The sequence below is a fragment of the Thiobacillus sp. genome (assembly GCF_030696885.1).
In the GTDB taxonomy this organism is placed as follows: Bacteria; Pseudomonadota; Gammaproteobacteria; order Burkholderiales; family Thiobacillaceae; genus Thiobacillus.
The window spans coordinates 59,258-80,245 of sequence record NZ_JAUYRI010000013.1 but is presented as its reverse complement, the minus strand read 5'-3'; the positions used below and the strand labels follow the sequence as shown (position 1 = coordinate 80,245).

The 20,988-nt window shown below is 64.0% G+C and carries 24 protein-coding genes; 16 read left to right on the top strand and 8 right to left on the bottom strand.

Going from position 1 to position 20,988, the window contains the following annotated elements:
• The first annotated feature begins 48 nt into the window (after nucleotides 1-48).
• Nucleotides 49-480, top strand: a complete 432-nt coding sequence (locus Q8R61_RS06185) for a protein YgfX (protein ID WP_305535307.1) — start codon at nucleotides 49-51, stop codon at nucleotides 478-480.
• On the opposite strand, the gene nadB is transcribed toward Q8R61_RS06185, so the two are convergent.
• Nucleotides 416-2,041 (bottom strand): L-aspartate oxidase, encoded by a 1,626-nt coding sequence (gene nadB, locus Q8R61_RS06180; protein WP_305535305.1) that lies wholly within the window; start codon nucleotides 2,039-2,041, stop codon nucleotides 416-418. The two genes, Q8R61_RS06185 and nadB, sit on opposite strands and share 65 nt — an antisense overlap.
• Before the next feature lie 146 nt (nucleotides 2,042-2,187).
• Here nadB and rpoE point away from each other — a divergent pair, with 146 nt between their 5' ends.
• From rpoE to pdxJ, 13 genes are all read left to right on the top strand, one after another.
• Nucleotides 2,188-2,784, top strand: a complete 597-nt coding sequence (rpoE, locus tag Q8R61_RS06175; protein ID WP_305535303.1) for an RNA polymerase sigma factor RpoE — start codon at nucleotides 2,188-2,190, stop codon at nucleotides 2,782-2,784.
• 2 nt (nucleotides 2,785-2,786) lie between these two features.
• On the top strand, nucleotides 2,787-3,326 hold the full coding sequence (locus tag Q8R61_RS06170; RefSeq protein ID WP_305535301.1) for a sigma-E factor negative regulatory protein: 540 nt from the start codon (nucleotides 2,787-2,789) through the stop codon (nucleotides 3,324-3,326).
• Nucleotides 3,326-4,285, top strand: coding sequence for a MucB/RseB C-terminal domain-containing protein (locus tag Q8R61_RS06165; protein ID WP_305535299.1), 960 nt, complete (start codon nucleotides 3,326-3,328; stop codon nucleotides 4,283-4,285). The genes Q8R61_RS06170 and Q8R61_RS06165 overlap by 1 nt, the downstream gene beginning before the upstream one ends.
• 11 nt (nucleotides 4,286-4,296) lie before the next feature.
• Nucleotides 4,297-4,731: a SoxR reducing system RseC family protein gene (locus tag Q8R61_RS06160; RefSeq protein WP_305535297.1), complete on the top strand. Its 435-nt coding sequence runs from the start codon at nucleotides 4,297-4,299 to the stop codon at nucleotides 4,729-4,731.
• Nucleotides 4,732-4,733: 2 nt separating this feature from the next.
• Nucleotides 4,734-6,131 (top strand): DegQ family serine endoprotease, encoded by a 1,398-nt coding sequence (locus Q8R61_RS06155; protein WP_305535295.1) that lies wholly within the window; start codon nucleotides 4,734-4,736, stop codon nucleotides 6,129-6,131.
• Nucleotides 6,124-6,378 carry a glutaredoxin family protein gene (locus tag Q8R61_RS06150; RefSeq protein ID WP_305535293.1) on the top strand — a complete coding sequence of 85 codons (255 nt, stop codon included), beginning with the start codon at nucleotides 6,124-6,126 and terminating at the stop codon, nucleotides 6,376-6,378. The genes Q8R61_RS06155 and Q8R61_RS06150 overlap by 8 nt, the downstream gene beginning before the upstream one ends.
• 70 nt (nucleotides 6,379-6,448) lie before the next feature.
• Nucleotides 6,449-8,248: a translation elongation factor 4 gene (lepA, locus tag Q8R61_RS06145; RefSeq protein WP_305535291.1), complete on the top strand. Its 1,800-nt coding sequence runs from the start codon at nucleotides 6,449-6,451 to the stop codon at nucleotides 8,246-8,248.
• Between the two features lie 2 nt (nucleotides 8,249-8,250).
• Complete coding sequence (gene lepB, locus Q8R61_RS06140; protein ID WP_305535290.1) at nucleotides 8,251-9,060, top strand: signal peptidase I; 810 nt, start codon at nucleotides 8,251-8,253, stop codon at nucleotides 9,058-9,060.
• Between the two features lie 9 nt (nucleotides 9,061-9,069).
• Nucleotides 9,070-9,471, top strand: coding sequence for a DUF4845 domain-containing protein (locus Q8R61_RS06135; RefSeq protein ID WP_305535289.1), 402 nt, complete (start codon nucleotides 9,070-9,072; stop codon nucleotides 9,469-9,471).
• Nucleotides 9,464-10,144, top strand: a complete 681-nt coding sequence (gene rnc / locus Q8R61_RS06130; protein WP_305535287.1) for a ribonuclease III — start codon at nucleotides 9,464-9,466, stop codon at nucleotides 10,142-10,144. The genes Q8R61_RS06135 and rnc overlap by 8 nt, the downstream gene beginning before the upstream one ends.
• A gap of 13 nt (nucleotides 10,145-10,157) precedes the next feature.
• A complete protein-coding gene (era, locus tag Q8R61_RS06125) occupies nucleotides 10,158-11,042 on the top strand; it encodes a GTPase Era (RefSeq protein ID WP_305535285.1) in 885 nt (294 codons plus the stop codon).
• Nucleotides 11,043-11,076: 34 nt separating this feature from the next.
• Nucleotides 11,077-11,826: a DNA repair protein RecO gene (gene recO / locus Q8R61_RS06120; protein ID WP_305535283.1), complete on the top strand. Its 750-nt coding sequence runs from the start codon at nucleotides 11,077-11,079 to the stop codon at nucleotides 11,824-11,826.
• 100 nt (nucleotides 11,827-11,926) lie between these two features.
• Nucleotides 11,927-12,658: a pyridoxine 5'-phosphate synthase gene (gene pdxJ, locus Q8R61_RS06115; protein WP_305535281.1), complete on the top strand. Its 732-nt coding sequence runs from the start codon at nucleotides 11,927-11,929 to the stop codon at nucleotides 12,656-12,658.
• An 82-nt stretch (nucleotides 12,659-12,740) separates the two neighbouring features.
• Here pdxJ and Q8R61_RS06110 read toward each other — a convergent pair whose 3' ends face one another.
• On the bottom strand, nucleotides 12,741-14,057 hold the full coding sequence (locus Q8R61_RS06110) for a hemolysin family protein (RefSeq protein WP_305535280.1): 1,317 nt from the start codon (nucleotides 14,055-14,057) through the stop codon (nucleotides 12,741-12,743).
• A 133-nt stretch (nucleotides 14,058-14,190) separates the two neighbouring features.
• Here Q8R61_RS06110 and Q8R61_RS14940 point away from each other — a divergent pair, with 133 nt between their 5' ends.
• Together Q8R61_RS14940 and Q8R61_RS14935 are read left to right on the top strand one after the other, a co-directional pair.
• Nucleotides 14,191-14,439 carry a hypothetical protein gene (locus Q8R61_RS14940; RefSeq protein WP_371133563.1) on the top strand — a complete coding sequence of 83 codons (249 nt, stop codon included), beginning with the start codon at nucleotides 14,191-14,193 and terminating at the stop codon, nucleotides 14,437-14,439.
• On the top strand, nucleotides 14,433-14,759 hold the full coding sequence (locus Q8R61_RS14935; RefSeq protein ID WP_371133562.1) for a hypothetical protein: 327 nt from the start codon (nucleotides 14,433-14,435) through the stop codon (nucleotides 14,757-14,759). Before Q8R61_RS14940 ends, Q8R61_RS14935 begins: the two co-directional genes overlap by 7 nt.
• A 123-nt stretch (nucleotides 14,760-14,882) precedes the next feature.
• Here Q8R61_RS14935 and Q8R61_RS06100 read toward each other — a convergent pair whose 3' ends face one another.
• The 6 genes from Q8R61_RS06100 to Q8R61_RS06075 all read right to left on the bottom strand — a co-directional run bounded on the left by Q8R61_RS06100 (nucleotide 14,883) and on the right by Q8R61_RS06075 (nucleotide 20,922).
• The gene (locus Q8R61_RS06100) at nucleotides 14,883-15,491 is read right to left on the bottom strand and encodes a DedA family protein (RefSeq protein WP_305535279.1); all 609 of its coding nucleotides are present in this window, start codon (nucleotides 15,489-15,491) and stop codon (nucleotides 14,883-14,885) included.
• Nucleotides 15,492-15,616: 125 nt separating this feature from the next.
• Entirely contained in the window at nucleotides 15,617-16,549 is a 933-nt protein-coding gene (secF, locus tag Q8R61_RS06095) for a protein translocase subunit SecF (protein WP_305535277.1), read from the bottom strand.
• 9 nt (nucleotides 16,550-16,558) lie between these two features.
• The gene (secD, locus tag Q8R61_RS06090) at nucleotides 16,559-18,373 is read right to left on the bottom strand and encodes a protein translocase subunit SecD (protein WP_305535275.1); all 1,815 of its coding nucleotides are present in this window, start codon (nucleotides 18,371-18,373) and stop codon (nucleotides 16,559-16,561) included.
• Between the two features lie 120 nt (nucleotides 18,374-18,493).
• Nucleotides 18,494-18,811, bottom strand: coding sequence for a preprotein translocase subunit YajC (gene yajC / locus Q8R61_RS06085; RefSeq protein ID WP_305535273.1), 318 nt, complete (start codon nucleotides 18,809-18,811; stop codon nucleotides 18,494-18,496).
• A gap of 54 nt (nucleotides 18,812-18,865) precedes the next feature.
• Nucleotides 18,866-19,879 (bottom strand): M48 family metallopeptidase, encoded by a 1,014-nt coding sequence (locus Q8R61_RS06080; protein ID WP_305535271.1) that lies wholly within the window; start codon nucleotides 19,877-19,879, stop codon nucleotides 18,866-18,868.
• Nucleotides 19,876-20,922: a YjgN family protein gene (locus Q8R61_RS06075; protein WP_305535269.1), complete on the bottom strand. Its 1,047-nt coding sequence runs from the start codon at nucleotides 20,920-20,922 to the stop codon at nucleotides 19,876-19,878. The genes Q8R61_RS06080 and Q8R61_RS06075 overlap by 4 nt, the downstream gene beginning before the upstream one ends.
• Between the last annotated feature and the right edge of the window lie 66 nt (nucleotides 20,923-20,988).

Here is a 20,988-nt window from a genome sequence, read left to right as displayed (position 1 = left end):
ACGGTCCAGTTAGAGAGGCTGCGATGAAGCCCAAAAGTGTACACGCTGATGCGCGAGATTGAGCTCAAACCCTCACGGCGACTGGGGTGGTTGCAGACGGGTATGGCCGCGCTTGCGCTCTTGGCCGTGGGCCTGGCGGCGCTGCCGGCAGGCTGGCAACTGGCGCTGGGCGCGGGGGTAATTGGGCTGGCGGTGGGCTCGGCACGCCGTGCCGCACCCGTCATCCGCCTGCGGATCGGCGCGGACGGCGAACTGCAATGTCAGGACGCGGCAGGCGAATGGCGGGCGATGGCGGTGCTGGGCGACAGTTTTGTGTCACCGGCGCTGATCGTCCTGCGTTATCGGGACGACGACGGCGCGGTGCGGACGCGCACCCTGCTGCCGGACAGCGCGCCGGCCGACGACCTGCGGCGCCTCAGGGTGTCGCTTCGCTGGGCGCGCCACACACGCTCGGACACAACAGCCCCGGGTGCGGGTTGAGCACGGTGTTGCCGGCGATCGGCAGCGTGTCGGGGTAGTCGCGGCTGTAGTGCAGTCCACGGCTTTCCTGCCGCAACTGCGCGCTGCGGATGATCAGGTCGGCGCTGAGCACCAGGTTGCGCAGCTCGATCAGGTCGTTGCTGACGCGAAAATGGCGGTAGAACTCGTCGATTTCGGCGCGCAGCAGACGGATGCGGTGCGCCGCCCGGGTCAGCCGCTTGTTGGTGCGCACGATGCCGACGTAGTCCCACATGAAGCGGCGCAGCTCGTCCCAGTTGTGCGAGATCACCACTTCCTCATCCGGATCGGTGACGCGCGAGGCGTCCCAGTCCGGCAGATCGAGCGACGGCGCAGGCGGGGTGGCGAGGATGTCGGCGGCGGCAGCGTGGCCGAACACCAGGCATTCGAGCAGCGAGTTCGACGCCAGCCGGTTGGCACCGTGCAGGCCGGTAAACGTGACCTCGCCCACCGCATGCAGGTTGCACAGGTCGGTGCGTGCGTTCAGATCGGTGACCACGCCGCCGCAGGTGTAGTGCGCGGCCGGCACCACCGGAATCGGCTGCGTGGTGATGTCGATGCCCAGCTCGAGGCAGCGGCGGTGGATGGTCGGGAAATGCTCGCGAATGAAGTCGGCCGGCTTGTGGCTGATGTCGAGATAGACGCAGTCGATACCGCGCTTTTTCATTTCGAAGTCGATCGCACGCGCTACCACGTCGCGCGGCGCGAGTTCGGCGCGCGGGTCGTGGTATTGCATGAAGCGGCTGCCGTCGGGCAGCAGCAGGTGGCCGCCTTCGCCGCGCACCGCTTCGCTGATCAGGAAGGACTTGGCGTGCGGGTGGTACAGGCAGGTCGGGTGGAACTGCACGAACTCCAGGTTGGCCACGCGGCAGCCGGCGCGCCACGCCATCGCGATGCCGTCGCCGGTTGAGGTGTCCGGGTTGGTGGTGTAGAGGTAGACCTTGCCGGCGCCGCCGGTGGCGAGCACGGTGTGGCCGGCGGCGAAGGTCTCGACCTCGCCGCTGCCCTTGTTCAACGCATAGGCGCCGTGAATCTGCCGTGCCTTGCCGCCGGCGCGCTTGCCGGTAATGAGGTCGATGGCGACGTGCTGCTCGAAGGTGTCGATATTGGGGTGGGCGCGCACCCGGTCGAGCAGGCTGGTCTGCACCGCATGGCCGGTGGCATCGGCCGCGTGCACCACCCGGCGGCGGGAATGCCCGCCTTCGCGCGCCAGATGCAGGCCGCCGGGCGCCTGAGGATCGGGGGTGAAAGTGACGCCGCTGGCGGTCAGCCAGGCGATCATCTCGCTCGCGCGGCTGGCCACCAGGCGGGTGACGGCCTCGTCGCACAGGCCGGCGCCGGCAACCAGGGTGTCGTGGACGTGGGCCTCGATCGAATCGCCGCTGTCGACCGCCGCCGCGATGCCGCCCTGCGCCCAGTCGCTGGCGCCATCGGTCATCTCGCGCTTGGTGACGATGGCGACGCGGCGCTGGTCGGCAAGCCTGAGCGCGGTGGTCAGCGCGGCGAGGCCGCTGCCGAGGATGAGGACGTCGTGTCTGTGCATGGTCGCCGGCGATAATAGCAGGCCCGAATATAGTGCGCTCATCCGGGGCCGCCCCCGGGTGAACTTTTTGTCCGGGGCTGGCTCCCATAGCCAGGAAGTTGCGGTCACGTATACTTTCGACAATCAATAAGAAGCTGCAGGGAGTTATGTCGGACCGCGAACTGGATCAGGTATTGGTCGAACGCGCCCAACAGGGCGACAAACGTGCGTTCGAGCTGTTGGTGATCAAATATCACCGCAAGCTCGGGCGGCTGCTGTCGCGCATGGTGCGCGATGCGGCGGAGGTGGAAGACATTACGCAGGAAGCGTTCATCAAGGCCTATCGTGCGTTGCCCGGCTTTCGTGGCGAGAGTGCGTTCTACACCTGGCTGTATCGAATTGCCGTCAACACAGCGAAGAACTATCTGGTGGCGCACAAGCGCCAGCCAGTGTCGAGCGACGTGCAGGCGGAAGACGCGGAGAATTATGAAGAAGGCGACCTGCTGCGCGATATCGCGACGCCGGAAGCGGAACTCCAGAGCAAGCAGATCGCCAAAGCAGTCAACGAGGCGGTCGACGCGCTGCCCGAGGAGTTACGGACAGCCATCACGCTGCGCGAAATCGAAGGCATGAGCTACGAAGAAATCGCGCAGATGATGGAATGTCCGATCGGTACCGTGCGCTCGCGGATTTTTCGTGCGCGCGAGGCCATTGCGGAAAAAATTCGCCCGATGCTGGGCACCAGTCTGGATAAAAGGTGGTAATCATGTCAGCGCTTCGCAAACCCGACCCCCATTCCCCGGTTCAACCTGACGACGGTCTGCAGATGTTGTCTGCTGCGCTCGACGGCGAGACGACACAAACCGAGACCGAAGCCTGCATGGCGGCCCTGAAGCAGGACAGCAGTCTGCGCCAGACCTGGTCAGACTACCATCTGGTCGGCGACCTGATGCGCGGTGTGGCGCCGCTGCAGGATGACTTCATGTCACGCTTCTCGGCACAGCTGGCGGACGAACCGACCGTGCTCGCGCCGCGTCGCAGCGTGTGGCCACAGCGCGTGGCCGTGGCCTCGTTTGCCTCGCTGGCGGTATGGGGCATGGTTTCCCTGACCGGCCTGATGTCGGAGGCACCGGTCACCGCGCCGCTGGCGGTGGCGCCGGGCTTCCAGCCGGCGGTGCTGGCGGCGGATGAAGCGCGCGACGACGCCCGCTATGCGGCCTATATGGTGGTGCACCAGGAATTCGCCCCGATGGCGGTGGCGTCGCCCTACCAGCGTGTGATGGCGGTTTCCGCGGAGCCCCGCTGATGCAGGCGCTGTCGGGCGGCTGGATGGGGCGGTGGGCGTTCGGATTTGCCGGGCTGATGCTGGCCTCAGGCGTGGCGCGTGCCGATACGGCCGCGCTTGAATGGCTCAACCGGGCCGTCGCCGCCGCCAAACAGCAGAACTACAGTGGCGTATATGTCTATCACCACGGCGAGCATGTCGAGGTGTTGCGGGTCATGCACCGTACCGATGCCAACGGCGAACTGGAAAAGGTCGAGGTGCTGGACGGCGCACCGCGCCAGTTCCTGCGCGTCAACAACGACGTGTACTGCCATCTGCCGGACGGCAAGAACGTGCGGCTGGAACGCAATACGCTGCGCCGCTTCTTCCCGGCCCTGCTGCCCGCGCAACCGGCCAGCCTGCTCGATCATTACGACGCCCGGCTCGGTGGTACCGAGCGCGTGGCGGGACGGCTGTGCCAGGTGGTAACGCTGCAGCCGCGCGACGGCTACCGCCATGCCTACAACCTGTGGTTGGACAAACGGACCGGCCTGCCGCTCAAGTCACGGATGGTCAACGAGAGCGGCACCGTGGTGTCGATGTATGTCTTTTCCGAAATCCAGATCGGCAAGGTCCCCGATGTCCAGCTCTTCCGCAATGACCTGAAGGGCAAGCTGATCCAGAAGGCCAGCCTCGACCAGGCGGCCGAAAGCACCTGGAACGTGACGCCACCGCCGGGTTATGCACGGGTGCAGGAAGCGAAGCGTTCGCTGCCGGGCAAGGCTGCCCCGGTAACCCATCTGGTCTTTACCGATGGCCTGAGCGTGCTGTCGATGTTCATCGAACCGATCGACCCCCAAGCGCAACGCTTGCAGGGGCTGTCGGCCGAAGGGGTGATCGGCGTCTATGCGCGTGAGGTCGATGGTTATACCGTAACCACTCTGGGCGAAGTGCCGAGCATGGCCCTGATCGAGGCCGGCAACTCGGTGAAGCAGAAATAGGCAGTCCATCCATGCTGGAACAAACCGCCGAAGTCGTCAGAAGTGCCGCCGACGGCATCTGGGTGCGTGCGGTCGAGCCCTCGGGCTGCGGCACTTGCGGCGGCCATGGATGCGCCTCGCGCCGCATCGCCGAACTGTTCCAGCGCAAACCCCGTCAGTTTCTGGTCGATTGCGACCTGTCCCTGTCCCCGGGCGACCGCGTCGTGATCGGCATCGCGCGCGGCAGTGTGCTCCGGAGTGCCGCGCGTGCCTATGGCCTGCCGCTGGGCCTGATGCTTGCGGGCGCCTTGCTGGCGCAGGCCCTTGTGCCCGGCGACGCCGCGGCGCTCGGCGGTCTGCTGATCGGCGGCGCGGTGGCCTGGCTCATCGCCCGGGGCGGACGTGCGGCGCGGCCGGTGGTGCTGCGGCGCGAAAACGACAACACGATTCACATGAGGAAAGGATGATCATGATGAGAACAGCTTTGGCTACGACCGTGCTGGTGTTTGCGCTGTCGGCGCCGGCGTCGGCCCGTGAGGTGATGGATGTGGCCGACCTGGTCGAGCAGCATGGCCCGGCGGTGGTCAACATCAGTACCACCAAGCTGGTCAAGCGCGGCGCAGAGAATTTCCCGTTTGCCGTGCCCAATGACGAAGAGATGCAGGAGTTCTTCCGCCGCTTTTTCCCGGGTATACCCGGTGCGCCCGGCGCGCGCGGACCCGCGCAGGAAATCCCCGCGCGCGGCGCCGGCTCGGGCTTCATCGTCAGCAACGACGGTTATATCCTGACCAACGCCCACGTGGTGCGCGGCGCCGACGAGGTCGAGGTCAAGCTGATCGACAAGCGCACGTTCAGCGCCAAGGTGATCGGCGCCGACAGCCGGACCGACGTGGCCGTGATCAAGATCACCGCCAGCAATCTGCCCCGGGTCAAACTGGGCGACCCCGCCAAACTGCGCGTCGGCGAGGCGGTGGCGGCGATCGGTTCACCGTTCGGCTTCGAAAATTCGGTCACCGCCGGCATCGTCTCAGCCAAGGGCCGCTCGCTGCCGTCGGAAAGCTATGTGCCCTATATCCAGACCGACGTGCCGATCAACCCCGGCAACTCGGGCGGACCGCTGTTCAACATGCGCGGCGAAGTAGTCGGCATCAATTCGCAGATCTACAGCCGCAGCGGCGGCTACCAGGGCGTCTCGTTCGCGATTCCGATCGACGTGGCGATGGAAGTGGTCGAGCAACTGAAAGCCGGCGGCAAGGTGTCACGCGGCTGGCTGGGCGTGGTGATCCAGGAAGTGACGGCCGATCTGGCCGAGTCCTTCGGGCTGGATCGCCCGCGCGGTGCGCTGGTGTCGCAGGTGCAGGCCGACGGCCCGGCTGCGCGTGCCGGTCTGCAGGCCTCCGACGTGATCCTCCAGTTCGGCGGCCGCCCGGTGGAGAATTCCGGCGACCTGCCGCGCATGGTCGGCGTGACCAAGCCCGGGACGAAGATTCCGCTGCAGGTCTGGCGCAAAGGCAAGATGCAGACCGTCACGGTGGAACTGCAGGAGTTGCCGGGCGAAGAGGAGGTCGCCGGCAAGGCCGGCAAGACCTATTCACGCGGCGGGCTGGCGCTGTCCGAACTGACGCCCGAACAGCGGCGCGAGCTCAGGATCGATCACGGCCTGCTGGTGGAAGAGGTGACCGGCGACGCTGCGCGCGCGGGCATCCGCGTCGGCGACGTGATCCTGGCGGTCAACAATGGCAAGGTTGCCACGGTCGAGACCTTCCGCAAGGCCATCGCGGCGGTGCCCAAGGGCAAGAGTGCGGCCATCCTGGTGCGGCGTGGCGAGGGCTCGCTGTATATCCCGCTGAAAATTTCGGGTGAGTAGAACCCTCACGTTCTATACCCGGGCGGGCTGCCCGCTGTGCGAGGACATGGCCGATGCGGTGCGGCCGTTGGCCGAGGCGGGTGGCCATCGCCTGCAGGCGGTGGATGTGGATGCCGATCCGGCGCTCAAGGCCCGCTATGGCTGGGATGTGCCGCTGTTGTTCGACGCTGACGTCGAAATCTGCCGCCACGAGCTCAACCTGCCGGCGCTACGCGATTGGCTGCACCGGAATTCAGGACCCAGCTGACAGCAAAATCCGTTAAAATTCGGGGTCTTATCGAATCCCTGACCGGGCACGGAAGCGTGCCCGTTTTGCTGTGTCCCAGAACCTGATCCGCAATTTCTCCATCATTGCCCATATCGACCACGGCAAGTCCACGCTCGCCGACCGCCTGATCCAGTTTTGCGGCGGCCTGTCCGAGCGCGAGATGGAAGCGCAGGTGCTCGACTCGATGGACCTGGAGAAGGAGCGCGGCATCACCATCAAGGCGCAGACCGCCGCGCTGACCTACAAGGCGCAGGATGGCAAGATCTACCGCCTGAACCTGATCGACACGCCCGGCCACGTCGACTTCTCCTACGAAGTCAGCCGCTCGCTCTCTGCCTGCGAAGGTGCGCTCCTGGTGGTCGACGCCTCGCAGGGGGTGGAAGCGCAGACCGTGGCCAACTGCTACACCGCGATCGACCTTGGCGTCGAGGTCATTCCGGTACTGAACAAGATCGACCTGCCGGCGGCCGACCCGGACCGGGTCGCGGAGGAAATCGAGGACATTGTCGGGCTCGACGCGACCGACGCGGTGCGCGCCTCGGCCAAGTCCGGCATCGGCATCCCCGAAATCCTCGAAGTGGTGGTGAAACAGGTGCCGCCGCCGCGCGGTGACGAAAGTGCGCCGCTGAAGGCCTTGATCATCGACTCGTGGTTCGACAACTACGTCGGCGTCGTGATGCTGGTGCGGGTGGTCGACGGCGTGCTGAAACCCAAGGACAAGATCCGTTTCATGGCCAGCGGCGCGCAGCACCTGACCGAGCATGTCGGCGTGTTTACGCCGAAATCGGTCGATCGGCCGCAGCTGTCGGCGGGCGAGGTGGGTTTTGTGATCGCCGGCATCAAGGAACTCAAGGCGGCGCAGGTGGGCGACACCATCACGCTGCTCGACCGCCCCGCCAGCGAGGCGCTGCCGGGCTTCAAGAAAGTGCAGTCGCAGGTGTTTGCCGGCCTCTATCCGGTCGAGTCGCACGATTTCGAGAACCTGCGGGATGCGCTGACCAAGCTGCAGCTGAACGACGCGGCGCTGCAGTTCGAGCCCGAGGTGTCGCAAGCGCTGGGCTTCGGCTTCCGCTGCGGCTTCCTCGGGCTGTTGCACATGGACATCGTGCAGGAGCGGCTGGAGCGCGAGTACGACATGGACCTGATCACCACCGCGCCGACGGTGGTGTACGAGGTGCTGATGAAGGACGGGACGCTGATCAACGTCGAGAACCCGTTCAAGCTGCCCGAACTGTCGAAGATCGAGGAAATCCGTGAGCCCATCATTACCGCGACGATTTTCGTTCCGGAAGAATTCGTCGGCAACGTCATCACGCTGTGCAATCAGAAGCGTGGTATGCAGCTCGACATGCAGTACCACGGCCGCCAGGTCATGTTGCGCTACGACCTGCCGATGAACGAAGTGGTGATGGACTTCTTCGACAAGCTGAAGTCGACCAGCCGCGGCTACGCCTCGCTCGACTACGAATTCAAGGAGTACCGCGCCGGCGACCTGGTCAAGCTCGACATCCTGGTCAACAACGAGAAGGTCGACGCGCTATCGCTGATCGTGCACCGTGCCACCAGCGTGTACCGCGGACGCGAGCTCGCCTCCAAGATGCGCGAACTGATCCCGCGCCAGATGTTCGATGTCGCGGTGCAGGCGGCGATCGGCGCCAACATCATCGCGCGCGAGAACGTCAAGGCGTTGCGCAAGAACGTGCTCGCCAAGTGCTACGGCGGCGATATCACCCGCAAGAAAAAGCTGCTGGAAAAGCAGAAAGCCGGCAAGCGTCGCATGAAGCAGGTCGGCAACGTCGAAATCCCGCAGGAAGCCTTTCTTGCGATCCTCCAAGTCTCGGACAAGTAACCATGAACTTTGCCCTCATCCTTTTCATTGCGCTGGTCGTCACCGGCGGCATTTGGCTGCTCGACGTGCTGGTGTTCCGGCGCTTCCGCGACAAGGATGTCCGCGAACCCTTGCTGGTCGAATACGCCAAGAGCTTCTTCCCGGTCATCCTGATCGTGTTCGGCCTGCGCTCCTTCCTGGTCGAGCCGTTCAAGATTCCGTCAGGCTCGATGATGCCGACGCTGCTGATCGGGGACTTCATCCTGGTCAACAAGTACACCTACGGCATCCGCCTGCCGGTCATCAACAAGAAAGTGGTCGAGCTGAACAGCCCGGCGCGCGGCGACGTCATGGTGTTCCGCTACCCGGCCGACCCGGGGCTGGACTACATCAAGCGGGTCATTGGCGTGCCGGGCGACCTGATCGAATACCGCGACAAGAAGCTCAGCGTCAACGGCCAGCCGGTCCGGCTCGACAATGCCGGCACCTACAGCTACGTCGGCAACGGCCTCAGCTATGTCACCGCGATGGTCTACCAGGAACACCTCAATGGCGTCGGCCACACCATGATGGCCGAGCCGGGCAAGCCCTCGGTATACCCGCCCCAGGTGATGGACTTCCCCTACCGTGAAAACTGCTCATACAATGCCGAAGGTGAGGGTTTTGCCTGCAAGGTGCCGGCGGGCCATTACTTCACGATGGGCGACAACCGCGACGCCAGCAACGACAGCCGTTACTGGGGCTTCGTCCCGGACCAGAACATCGTCGGCAAGGCCTTTTTCATCTGGATGAACTTCGACGATTTCGGACGCATCGGCAACACCATTCGATAAGGAGACAGCATGAACTTTGCACGCACCATCCAATCCAGACAGCGCGGCGTTTCCATGATCGGTTTCCTGTTCTTTGCCGTGATCGCGATCATGCTGGCCATGTTGGCGATGAAACTGGTCCCGGCCTATATCGAATTCTTCTCGGTGAAGAAGGTCCTGTCGACGATGGGGCAGGAATCCGATCTCAGATCGAAAAGCAATGCTGAAATCCGCAACGATTTTTCACGCCGTGCCGGCGTGGCCTATGTCACCGAGGTCAAGCCGGAGGACCTCAGCATCGACCGTCGCGGCGGTGTTCCGGTGATTTCCGCCGATTACGCTTTCCGCACCAAGCTGGTCGGCAATGTCAGCCTGGTGGTCGACTTCAGCGCCAGCTCCGACCCCAACGCCGCGCCCCCCCGGATTGAATAATGCCCTGCTGAACCAGCGCCTGCAGCAGGCGCTGGGCTATACCTTCACCCGCCCCGAGCTCTTGACCCAGGCGCTGACGCACCGCAGCTACGCTGCGCTGAACAACGAGCGGCTCGAATTTCTGGGCGACTCGGTGCTCAACTGCTCGGTTGCACGCGCGTTGTACGACGCGTTTCCCGATTTGCCGGAAGGCAGCCTGTCGCGCCTGCGCGCCAACCTGGTGCGGCAGGAAACCCTGGCCGACATCGCGGTTGAACTGAAGCTGGGCGAGAGCCTGCGCCTGGGTGAGGGCGAACTCAAGAGCGGCGGCTTCCGCCGCCCCTCGATCCTGGCCGACGCGCTCGAATCGCTGTTCGGCGCGGTTTTTCTCGACGCCGGCTTCGACGCCGCGCAACGCGTGGTGCGCGGCCTGTTCGACCCGCTGGTGGCGCAAATCGACCCCTCCGCCTCGGGCAAGGACCCGAAGACGCAATTGCAGGAAATCCTGCAGTCGCGCCGCTTGCCGCTACCGGACTACCGGCTGGTCGACACCCAGGGCGAAGCGCACGACCAGAGCTTTATCGTCGAGTGCGTGCTGGCGAAGCCCGCACTCAATACGCGCGGCATCGGCAAGAGCCGCCGCGCCGCCGAACAGGAGGCCGCACGCCAGGCGTGCGCCGCATTGCAAAAATGAGCCAACTATCAATATGAGCCAGTTCAAGTGTGGCCTCATCGCCATTGTCGGCCGCCCCAACGTCGGCAAGTCGACGCTGCTCAACCGCATCGTCGGGCAGAAGGTCAGCATTACTTCGCGCAAGGCGCAAACCACGCGCCACCGGGTGATGGGCATCCACACCACCGACGAAGCGCAGTTCGTGTTTGTCGACACGCCAGGCTTCCAGACGCGCCACGCCAGCACCATGAACCGCGCGATGAACAAGCGCGTGCGCGAAACCCTGTCGGACACCGACCTGGTGATGATGCTGGTCGAAGCGGGCCGCCTGAAGAAGGAAGACCGTCAGGTGATGGAGCTGTTGCCCAAGGATCGCCCGCTGATCCTGGTGGTGAACAAGATCGACCAGGTCAAGGACCGCGGCGAGCTGATGGCGTATCTGCAGGAAGTTTCGGCGGCCCATGGCTTCACCGAGATCGTTCCCGTGTCGGCCAAGCAGGGCAGCAACCTCGACGAGCTGCTGAAAACCCTGCAAACCCACCTGCCGGAAAACGCGCCGCTGTTCGAGGAAGACGACGTCACCGACCAGACCGAACGCCAGCTCGCGGCCGAACTGATCCGCGAGAAGGTGTTCCGTCTGTGCGGCGAGGAAATTCCCTACGCGGTCGCTGTCCAGATCGACAAATTCGAGGAAGAAGGCAATCTGCGCCGCATCTTCGCCACCATCCTGGTCGACCGTGACAGCCACAAGCCGATACTGATCGGCAAAGGTGGTGAAAAACTCAAGACCATCTCCACCCAGGCTCGGCTCGACATGGAGCGTGCATTCGACAGCAAGGTCTACCTGGAAGTCTGGGTCAAGGTAAAGGGCGGCTGGGCCGACGACGTGCGCATGCTGAAGTCGCTGGGAATCGACTGAGGTGTGGTCCGTCCACTTCGTGGATCCCTAAAGCATGTCCGGCGACGCTCGCATCAACAACGAACCCGGCTTCATCCTCCACACCTATCCGTTCAAGGAAACCAGCGTGGTGGCAGAAGTCTTCACCCGCGGCCACGGCCGCGTGTCGCTGATCGCGCGCGGCGCGCGGCGTCCCGCCTCCGCGCTGCGCGGGCTGATGCAGCCGTTCACCCCGCTCTCGCTGTCGTGGTTCGGCAAATCCGATCTGAAAACCCTGCATGGCGCCGAATGGCTGGGTGGACTGACCCCGCCGCAGGGGCGCGCGCTGATGTGCGGGTTTTATCTCAATGAGCTGCTGCTGCGCCTGATGGCGCGCGGCGACGCGCACGAACTGCTGTACGACCGCTACGTCGCCACCCTCGACCTGCTGGCGGGCGAGACCGGCGCCACCGATTTCGAACGCGCCACGTATTTCGAGCGGATATTGCGCCGCTTCGAAAAAAACCTGCTGTCCGAAATCGGCTATGGCGCCACCTTCGATATCGAGGCGGACAGCGGTGCGCCGATTGATCCCGCCGGCCGCTATGTATTCCAGCCCGAACGGGGTGCGTTACGTGCCATCGGCCAGCCGGGTTGTCCGGTCTCGGGCCAGACCCTGATCGATCTGGCCGCCGACCGCTTCGAGATGGCCGCCACGCTGGCCGAAGCCAAGGCCCTGATGCGCAGCCTGATCAACCACACCCTCGGCGCCAAGCCGCTTTATACTCGCCAGCTGTTACGCGAACTTACAGAACTGAATCCATGATTCCATCCCCAAATCAAAAATCTCTTTGTCGGTTTCGCCTTGCCGTACTGTTCGTACTGTCTGCGGCTCACCTTCGCGATCTTTTTAATTTGGAAATGGAATGAGCATTTATCTCGGCGTCAACATCGACCACATCGCCACCCTGCGCCAGGTGCGCAAGACCCGCTATCCCAGCCCGGTGGAAGCCGCGCTGCTGGCGGAAACCGCCGGTGCCGATTCGATCACGCTGCATCTGCGCGAAGACCGTCGCCACATCCAGGACGCCGACGTTGCGATCCTGCGCCAGGTGCTGAAGACCAAGATGAACCTCGAAATGGCGGTGACCGGGGAGATGCTCGACATCGCCCTCGCCACCCGGCCGCAGGACGTCTGCCTGGTGCCAGAAAAGCGCGAGGAACTCACCACCGAAGGCGGGCTCGACGTCAAAGGCCAGGCGCCGAAAATCGCCGACGCCTGCAAGCGTCTCGCCGGGGCCGGCATCCGCGTCTCGCTCTTCATCGACCCCGACTTCGCGCAGCTCGACGCCGCGCTCGCGGCCGGCGCGCCGGTGGTCGAAATCCACACCGGCGCCTACGCCGACGCTGAAACCGATGCTGCCCGCATCGTCGAGTTCGAGCGTATCCGCACCGCCGTCGCTTACGGCCGCAGTCTGGGCCTCACCGTCAACGCCGGCCACGGCCTCACTTATCACAACGTCCAGCCGATCGCCGCGCTACCCGGGATCCACGAGCTCAACATCGGCCACGCGATCGTCGCGCAGGCGCTGTTCGTCGGCATGAAAGAGGCGGTGGCGGAGATGAAGCGGCTGATGGTGGAAGCGGCCTCCGGGTAAACTGCCGGCAGGATGTTGGCGTGCTGCGCACCCAGCCGGCGGAGTTGGCTGATCGGCGCTTAGCGAAGCTCGACGGCCGCCGTCATGATTTGGCCTCCGCCGAATTCTGAGCCGCTGCGAGGCGCGCGATCAGCATCTTGTCCACCCGGTTCCGGTCCATGTCCATCACTTCGAAACGCCAATCTTCCCATTCGAAATGATCGGCCACGGCTGGGATATGTCCCAGCATGTGCATGACGAACCCGCCCAGGGTGTTGAACGCATTCTCTTCCTCGCCCGGCAGTTCATCGTCGAACTCCAGGACCGACTTGAGCCGTTCGATGGTCACGCTGCCATCCACGAGCCAGGAACCATCTTCGCGTTCGACCACGTCCTGCTCGTCGGGCGAATCGTAGGAAGGTAAATCACCCACGATGGAGGTCAGCACGTCGGTTAAGGTCACCAGGCCTTCCAGATCACCGTATTCATCAACGATCAGCGCGAACTGCATGCGCGCCTTGCGAAAGCTTTCGAGCAGTTGGGTGGTGCTGACGCTATCCGGCACATACAGGGGCGCGCGCAAGGCGGCTTCGATATTCAGCGGGCCGCCGGTCAGCGCGGGCTTGAGCAGGTCGGACGTGCGCAGGATCCCGGCGACATGGTCGAGACCGTCGCGGCAGACCACAATGCGCTCATAGGGACTTTCTGCAATCAGATGGCGGATCTCGTCTTCCGGATCGTCGAGATCGATCAGATAAATATCGGTGCGATGGGTCATGATCGCGCCGAGGCGCTGCTCGTCCAGGCGCAACACATTGAAAACGATCTCCTGTTCGCTTTGATGGAATACCCCGGCTTCGGCGCCCTGGCCCATCAGCACGTTGATTTCATCGTCGGTCACCGGCGGCTCTTCCTTGCGGCGTGCGCCCATCATGCGCAACAGCACACTGGAGGACGCCGACAGCAGCCACACCACGGGCCGCGTGAGGCGCGACAACATGTTCATGGGCCGTGCGATCAGCGAGGCGGTGCCTTCCGGTGCCAGCAGGGCCAGACGTTTGGGAACCAGTTCGCCGACTACAACGGCAAAATAGGTCAGGCCGAATACCACGATCGTGAGCGCGATGCCGCGGGCATAGGGTTCGAACAGGGTGAACTGCGCCAGCCAGACCGCCAGAGGGTCGGCCAGCGCGGCTTCGCCGATGGCGCCGCTGAGAATCCCGATGGAGGTGATGCCTACCTGAATGGTGGAGAGGAAAGTCGAAGGGTCGGCGTGGAGGGCCAGCGCCGAGTGCGCCCCGGGGCTGCCGTCGTCCGCCAGCCGCTGCAGGCGGGCCTTGCGCGAGGACACCACGGCGATTTCCGACATGGCGAAAACGCCGTTGAGCAGAATGAGGAACAGGAGTAACGCTATGTCCATATGCAAGTCGCCCCTTGCCCGTGGGCACGCGACTCTGGTGTGGTGAAGCCGGCATTTTGCCTGAAAACCTCTGTGAGCAACGCGCTGTAGCAAGTTCAAACTTCGCGGCCGCCGGCCTGGGCTGGACAACGCCGTGCGAATTTACAGAATCATCGCCGCCCTGGCCGGGCTCAGTCAGAGGGTACTCCATCTATTCGGCGTATTCCCGGTCGTTACCGGCATCCGCATGCTGGTCATGGCGGAGAAGGCGCCGGACCTGGAAAAAAACCCGGTGCTCAGGCTCGCGCACCGGCATCTGAGAATCCACAAGGACTATCACGGCGAGAAATTTACCGTGGTGAAGGACGGCGTGCGCTATTTCAGCCGCTGTTCCTGGTGCTGATCCTGATCGAGGTGTCAGACGTGGTGTTCGCAGTGGATTCCATCCCGGCTATTTTCGCCATCACCACCGACCCGTTCATTGTCTTCACGTCCAACATCTTCGCCATCCTGGGTCTGCGGGCGCTGCATTTCCTGCTCGCCGATGTGGCGGACCGCTTCCATCTGCTGAAATATGGCTTTGCCATGGTACTCACCTTCATCGGCACCAAGATGCTGATCGCGCCCTGGATTCACCTGCCGGTGGTGATCTCGCTTGTGGTCGTCTCAGTGCTGATCGGCGCCAGCGTCATCGCGAGCCTGATCGCCACACGCAAGCCATAAGGCCAGACCGCGCTCGAAGCTCTCCCATGAGCGCGGTCCTGACCCGCATGGGTCAACCTCACCGAGATTCGTTTGGCCGCGCGGTGTCCGCTCTGGGGCACGCCGCAGCGATCCCAGACGTGGTCAGCGTATGATTTTTTTCTTCAGCTTGATGCGTACGTAGAGCAGGATGATCACCGCGACCGCGCCCAGGGTGATGAGCGTGATCAGCTTCAGGTTGTCGCGGAGGGCGGCTTCGTTGTGGCCGATGGTGTAGCCGAGGACGGCGAGGATCGTGACCCAGATGCCGGCGCCGAGACTGGTGTAAAAGCTGAAGACGGCGAGATTCATGCGCGCGAGGCCGGCGGGCAGCGAGATGTACTGCCGCACCGCGGGAATCAGCCGCCCAGTGAAAGTGGAGATGTGGCCGTGGCGCGCGAAGAAGTCTTCCATTCGTTGCAGCGAGTGTTCCTTGAACAGCACGTATTTGCCGTAGCGCAGCAGGAAGGGTCGGCCGAGTTTCAGCGCCAGCCAGTAGTTGAAAAGCGCCCCCGCAAGGCTGCCGCCGATGCCTGAGAGGATGGCCAGCCACAGGTTCATCTCGCCCTTGTAGGCGAGGTAGCCCGCCGGAATCATCACCACTTCGCTGGGGAAGGGGAAGAAGCTCGACTCCAGCGCCATCATCAGGAAAATCCCGGTGTAGCCCCAGGCACCGACGGTTTCTACGATGAATTGAATGGCGTCGTGGAGCATGGTTTTTAGGGGTCAGGATTCAGGATTCGGGATTCAGGGGATGAGCGGCTTCGCCGCGTAGGTGATGAGAATAGGTGCGGAGCACAAAAATCCCTGATCCCTGGCCCCTGAATCCTGATCCCTGACTAAACGACTGCCTCTTCCTTCTTCTCCACCGGTTTGATGAAGTGTTCGCGCTTGACGCCGAACATCAGCAGCAGGGGGCTGGCGACCAGAACCGACGAATAGATGCCGAACATGATGCCGATGGTGAGCGCCAGCGCGAAGTTGTGCAGCGCTTCGCCGCCGAAGAACAGCATCGACAGCACCATGATCTGGGTCGAGCCGTGGGTGATGATGGTGCGGCTCATGGTGCGGGTAATGGCGTCATCAATGATGTGGGGGATGGTTTCACCGCGCATCTTGCGGATGTTTTCGCGGATGCGGTCGAAGATCACCACTGACTCGTTGACCGAGTAGCCCAGCACCGCCAGCACGCCGGCTAGCACGGTGAGCGTGAACTCCCACTGGAAGAAGGCAAACACGCCGAGGATGATGACGATGTCGTGCAGGTTGGCGAGCATGCCGGCCACGGCGAAGCGCCATTCGAAACGGATCGCCAGATAAGCCATGATGCCGAAAGACACCACCAGCAAGGCGAGGGCACCGCTGTCGTAGAGTTCCTCGCCGACCTGCGGGCCGACGAAGTCGATGCGCCGCAGTTCCACGCTGGCGTCGGCTGCCGTCAATGCGGCCATCACCTGGTTGCTGGTCTGCGCGGCAGTAGCGTCGCCGCGGACCGGCAGGCGGATCAATACGTCGTGACTGGTGCCAAAATTTTGCACCGAGATTTCTGGCAGGCCGGTTTTTTCCAGCGCGGCACGAATCGCCGGCAGGTTGGCGGCCTGGGGGTAGCTGACTTCAATCACGGTGCCGCCGGTGAAGTCGACACCGAGGTTGAGGCCACGATCCCACAGCGCCCATACCGAGAACAGGAAGGTGAGCAGGGAAATGGCGGTGGTCGCCTTTCCCCAGCTCATGAAGGGGATGGTTTTCCTGAAGGGGAAGAGTTCAAGCATGGTGAGGCCTTAAATCGAGAGTTTCGTCAGGCGCGCCTGGCGGCCGTACGTGAGGTTGGCCATCGCGCGCGACACCGTCACGGCACTGAACATCGAAGTGAGAATGCCCAGGCACAACACCACCGCAAAGCCGCGCACCGGGCCCGAGCCGAGCCAGAACAGCGAAATGCCGGCGATCAGGGTGGTGATGTTGGCATCCAGAATGGTGCCCCAGGCGCGATCGTAGCCGGCGCTGATCGCCGCCTGCGGGGTGGCGCCGTTGCGCAATTCTTCTCGAATGCGTTCGTTGATCAGCACGTTGGCGTCGATCGCCATGCCCAGCGTCAGCGCAATCGCCGCCATGCCGGGCAGGGTCAGCGTCGCCTGCATCATCGACAGCAGCGCGATCAGGAAGAAGCCGTTGATGGCGAGCGCAATCGACGAGAACAGGCCGAACACGCGGTAGTAGATGACCATGAAGATCACCACAGCGAAGAAGCCCCAGATGTTGGCGTTGAAGCCCTTTTCGATGTTCTCGGCGCCCATGCTGGGACCGACGGTGCGCTCCTCGATAATCTGCATCGGCGCGGCGAGCGCACCGGCGCGCAACAACAGCGCCACGTCGGACGCTTCCTGCGCGGTTTCCATGCCGGTGATCTGCACCCGGCCGCCGCCGATTTCCTCGCGGATGACCGGCGCGGTGATGGCTTCGGCACGGCCTTTCTCGATCAGCAGGATGGCCATGCGCTTGTTGACGTTTTCGCGCGTCACGTCCTTGAAGATGCGCGCGCCCTTGCCGTCGAGGTTGATGTGGACCGCCGCCTGCGCGCTGGTCTGGTCAAAGCCGGGGGCGGCGTTGGTGATCGAATCGCCGGTCAGCACCACGTCCTTCTTCACCGCGATCAGGCCACCGTCGCGGCTGGCCACGATGTCGGTGCCGAACGGCGCCTGGCCCCGTTCCAGCGCGGCGGGGTCGGCCAGTTCGTCGACCATGCGGATTTCCAGCGTGGCGGTGCGGCCGAGGATGTCCTTTGCCTTGGCGGTGTCCTGCACGCCCGGCAGCTGCACCACGACGCGGCTGGCGCCCTGCTGCGTGATCACCGGCTCGGCGACACCGAGTTCGTTGACGCGGTTGCGGAGCGTGGTGATGTTCTGCTGCAGCGCAAAAGACTGCACCTGGGTTTCGGCTTCCGGCTTGAGACGCGCGGTCAGGCTGAAGCTTTCGTCCTGGTCCGCCGTGGCGAAGGTGAGGTCGCCGAACAGTGAGCCCAGCTTGTCGACGGCCGCGTCGCGCTGGTCGCGGGTGGCGAAATGCACGCTCACCGCATTGCCTTCGCGGCTGATGCGGCTGTAGCGGATCTTGGCGCTGCGCAGCTCGCTGCGGAAATCGTTCTGGTAGCGGATGGCGGATTTTTCCAGCGCTGCCGCCATGTCCACCTCAAGCAGGAAATGCACGCCACCGCGCAAGTCGAGGCCGAGATACATCGGCAGTGCGTTGATCGAGCTCAGCCAGGCCGGCGAGGCGGACACCAGGTTCAGCGCCACCGTGTAACGCTCGCCGAGACCTTTCTCCAGCACGTCCTTGGCCTTGATCTGCAGGTCGGTGCTGGCGAAGCGCGCCTTGATGCTGTTGCCCGCCATCTCGATGCCGCCATATGCCACATTGGCGTCTCGCAGCAAGCCTTCCATGCGCGCCAGCAGGGCGGGGTCGGCCTGTTCGGTGGTACGCACCGGCGACACCTGTACCGCAGGCACTTCGCCGAAAAAGTTCGGCAGCGTGTACAGGAAGGCGACCACCAGCGTGAAGCCGATGAGTATGTATTTCCAGAGCGGGAAGCGGTTCATTGTTAGGGGCTAGGAGTTAGGAGTTAGGGGCTAGGGAATTCGGGGGACAGAGGGCTGGGTATTGCAAGCATGAGGCAGCAAAACCCTAGCCCCTAGATCCTAGTTCCTATTCCCTCGTGGTCACAGGCCCTTGATGGTGCCCTTGGGCAGCAGAGTCTGGATCGATTGTTTTTGCACGTGGGTGGTGACGCCGTCGGCGATTTCCAGTGCCACGTATTGATCGCCCAGCTTGGCGATCTTGCCGACCTGGCCACTGGCGGTGACGACTTCGTCGCCTTTTTGCAGTTCGCCCAACATCTTGCGCTGTTCCTTGGCACGCTTCATCTGCGGACGGATGAGCATGAACCAGAACAGGATGAAGATGATGATGAGCGGCAGGAAGTCGGTGATGCCTGGGGTGGCGGCAGCGGCGGTTTGGGCGTGAGCGAGCGAAATCATGGTGGCGGGCGTAGAGTCAAAAACCAGACGATTCTAGCATGCCGGCGTGATGGCTCAGGTACAGTCGCCGGCGACCTGGAAAGGCCCGGTCCGCTCCTGCGTGCCGGGATGGCTGCCGAGCAGGCTGGGGGTGCCGGAGGATTTTTTGTCGAGCCGGCCGAGCAGATCGGCAAAGCGCTGCGGCGGGATACAGGCGGCATTCAGCCAGGCCAGCGCGTAGGCGTCGGCCTCGCGCTCCATGTCGCGCGAATAGCCGCTTTGCAGCAGCAGGCTGGGCAGACCGGCGGCCAGGTCGGTGACGCTGCCGATGTCGCCGGTGACGGCCACCAGGATGGCCCCGGCGCCGATGCCTTGCAGTGCCAGCCGCAAACTGTGGCGGTGCTGCACATGGCCCAGCTCGTGGGCGAGGACGGCGAGGATTTCCTCGTCGTGCTGTGCCAGGTCGACCAGGGCGTCGGTCACCACCACGGTGCCGCCCGGCAGCGTCAGGGCGTTGGCGCCAAACATCGGGCTGTGGCGAAACAGCAGCCGGTAAGGCGGGCAAGCCTGCTGGCGGCAGCGCGCAGCCAGTTGCTGCGCCAGCGCCTGCTGGCGCGCGGCCGGCAGCGCGCTGGGCTGGAAGCTGATTTTTTCCATCAGCGCCAGTGATTCCCTGCCGATACGGCTGTCCAGCCCGGCCGGCAGGGTGTGCGCGGCCAGCTGCGCCGCCGCCGGCACGCCCCAGCGCAGCCCGGCGAACATAACGAGGACCGAGACGAGCAGCGCGGCCAGCGCATAGCCCAGCCGGCTTTCGAGGCGCCGCGCCCAGCGTTCCGGGTCGCGTGAGGGCAGCGCCTGCGCCAGCGCGGCGAGCGCGGCCAGGTCGGTACTGTGCAGTTCGCGCGCGTCGGGCAGGTGCACCACGCCGCGCGCGGCGCCCACCGGCGGTGCGAGGCCGATGGCGTCGAGCGGCAAGGTCAGCGCAATGCCGTCGCCCTCGATATGCAGCCGGCCGGCCTCGATCCAGGCGGTGACCGGGTGCGCGCGCGAAGTGACGCCGTCGAACAGATCGCCCGAAAAGCGCGTCACGTCAGCCCGATATTGAGGTCGAACAGGTCGGCCATTTCGGAACCGGTGGCGGTGCTGGTCTGATGCTGGCCGGCGATGAACAGCCCCAGATCGTCCGGGCCGGTGACGGTGAGCCGGTCCGCACGATAGCGCGCCAGCCGCACCTTGGCCCAGGGGATGAAGAGGCCCAGCGTGAGTGCGATCAGGATCAGGTTGCTGAGATAAATCCAGACCAGGCTGCGTGCGCGCTGGCTGGACTGGAAGCCCACCGGCCCCAGCGCCGTGCCGTTGTAGAACAGATTGGCCGTGCGCGCCATGATCATGGCACCGACGACCGGCAGCATCAGGTAGAAGAACAGCATGCCGAGGCCGATGCTGCCTGCGACACCAGCGCCTGCCGCTTCTGCCGGTATCCCGGCGGTCTTCAGCTGAAAAAGCTGGAAGAAGCCGTAGGCGACTACCGCAAGCGGCAGCAGCATCAACACAAAGGCCAGCAGGTAGACACCCCAGAACGGCTTCAGCGTGCCCTGGTAGCGCGCGGCGGTTTGCCCGTACACCGTGTTGCTGGCGATAAAGCGGACCTGGCGATAGGCCATGTAAGGCAAGATCAGACCGAGCGTAGGCAGCATCAGCAGCGGCAGCAGCACGTAGATCACCGCGGCCTCGCCCAGCCGGCCGGTGAAATCGAAGCGCAGGCCGCGGTAGGCGCTCATCCGTGCGCGAAAGCGCAGGCTCATCACCACGATCCACGGCATCACGATCAGCAGGGCCAGCAGAAACAGCCCCGCCAGCATCGGCGCGAAATAGGTGGCGGCGTAATACGTCACCAGCGCGGCCAGCGCGATCAGCCGGCCCTTCAGAATCTGGATCGGCGAGGCGAGGTAGGAAAACGCCTGGTTGTCGAGCAGCGTGTGGCCGTAGAACCAGCGCAGCGTGCGCACCTTGGCCCAGGCGGAATAGATGCCGAGGGTGACGAGCGTGAGCGCGATGTTGACGATCCAGATGACGAAATACTCGCCGCCGCGACCGGTGAACTGCATCGGATAGTGCTTGGTAGGTGTCATGGTCTCTCCCTGGGTGTGCGTGTTCTTGTTATGTAATCGAGACTCCGCGGCGCCATTCTACACACG

What these genes read in the sequence shown, in the direction of transcription:
- Q8R61_RS06185 (WP_305535307.1), top strand. Translation starts at nt 49, where the DNA reads ATGCGCGAGATTGAGCTCAAACCCTCACGGCGACTGGGGTGGTTGCAG.
- nadB (WP_305535305.1), bottom strand. Translation starts at nt 2,041, where the DNA reads ATGCACAGACACGACGTCCTCATCCTCGGCAGCGGCCTCGCCGCGCTG.
- rpoE (WP_305535303.1), top strand. Translation starts at nt 2,188, where the DNA reads ATGTCGGACCGCGAACTGGATCAGGTATTGGTCGAACGCGCCCAACAG.
- Q8R61_RS06170 (WP_305535301.1), top strand. Translation starts at nt 2,787, where the DNA reads ATGTCAGCGCTTCGCAAACCCGACCCCCATTCCCCGGTTCAACCTGAC.
- Q8R61_RS06165 (WP_305535299.1), top strand. Translation starts at nt 3,326, where the DNA reads ATGCAGGCGCTGTCGGGCGGCTGGATGGGGCGGTGGGCGTTCGGATTT.
- Q8R61_RS06160 (WP_305535297.1), top strand. Translation starts at nt 4,297, where the DNA reads ATGCTGGAACAAACCGCCGAAGTCGTCAGAAGTGCCGCCGACGGCATC.
- Q8R61_RS06155 (WP_305535295.1), top strand. Translation starts at nt 4,734, where the DNA reads ATGATGAGAACAGCTTTGGCTACGACCGTGCTGGTGTTTGCGCTGTCG.
- lepB (WP_305535290.1), top strand. Translation starts at nt 8,251, where the DNA reads ATGAACTTTGCCCTCATCCTTTTCATTGCGCTGGTCGTCACCGGCGGC.
- Q8R61_RS06135 (WP_305535289.1), top strand. Translation starts at nt 9,070, where the DNA reads ATGAACTTTGCACGCACCATCCAATCCAGACAGCGCGGCGTTTCCATG.
- era (WP_305535285.1), top strand. Translation starts at nt 10,158, where the DNA reads ATGAGCCAGTTCAAGTGTGGCCTCATCGCCATTGTCGGCCGCCCCAAC.
- recO (WP_305535283.1), top strand. Translation starts at nt 11,077, where the DNA reads ATGTCCGGCGACGCTCGCATCAACAACGAACCCGGCTTCATCCTCCAC.
- pdxJ (WP_305535281.1), top strand. Translation starts at nt 11,927, where the DNA reads ATGAGCATTTATCTCGGCGTCAACATCGACCACATCGCCACCCTGCGC.
- Q8R61_RS06110 (WP_305535280.1), bottom strand. Translation starts at nt 14,057, where the DNA reads ATGGACATAGCGTTACTCCTGTTCCTCATTCTGCTCAACGGCGTTTTC.
- Q8R61_RS06100 (WP_305535279.1), bottom strand. Translation starts at nt 15,491, where the DNA reads ATGCTCCACGACGCCATTCAATTCATCGTAGAAACCGTCGGTGCCTGG.
- secF (WP_305535277.1), bottom strand. Translation starts at nt 16,549, where the DNA reads ATGCTTGAACTCTTCCCCTTCAGGAAAACCATCCCCTTCATGAGCTGG.
- secD (WP_305535275.1), bottom strand. Translation starts at nt 18,373, where the DNA reads ATGAACCGCTTCCCGCTCTGGAAATACATACTCATCGGCTTCACGCTG.
- yajC (WP_305535273.1), bottom strand. Translation starts at nt 18,811, where the DNA reads ATGATTTCGCTCGCTCACGCCCAAACCGCCGCTGCCGCCACCCCAGGC.
- Q8R61_RS06075 (WP_305535269.1), bottom strand. Translation starts at nt 20,922, where the DNA reads ATGACACCTACCAAGCACTATCCGATGCAGTTCACCGGTCGCGGCGGC.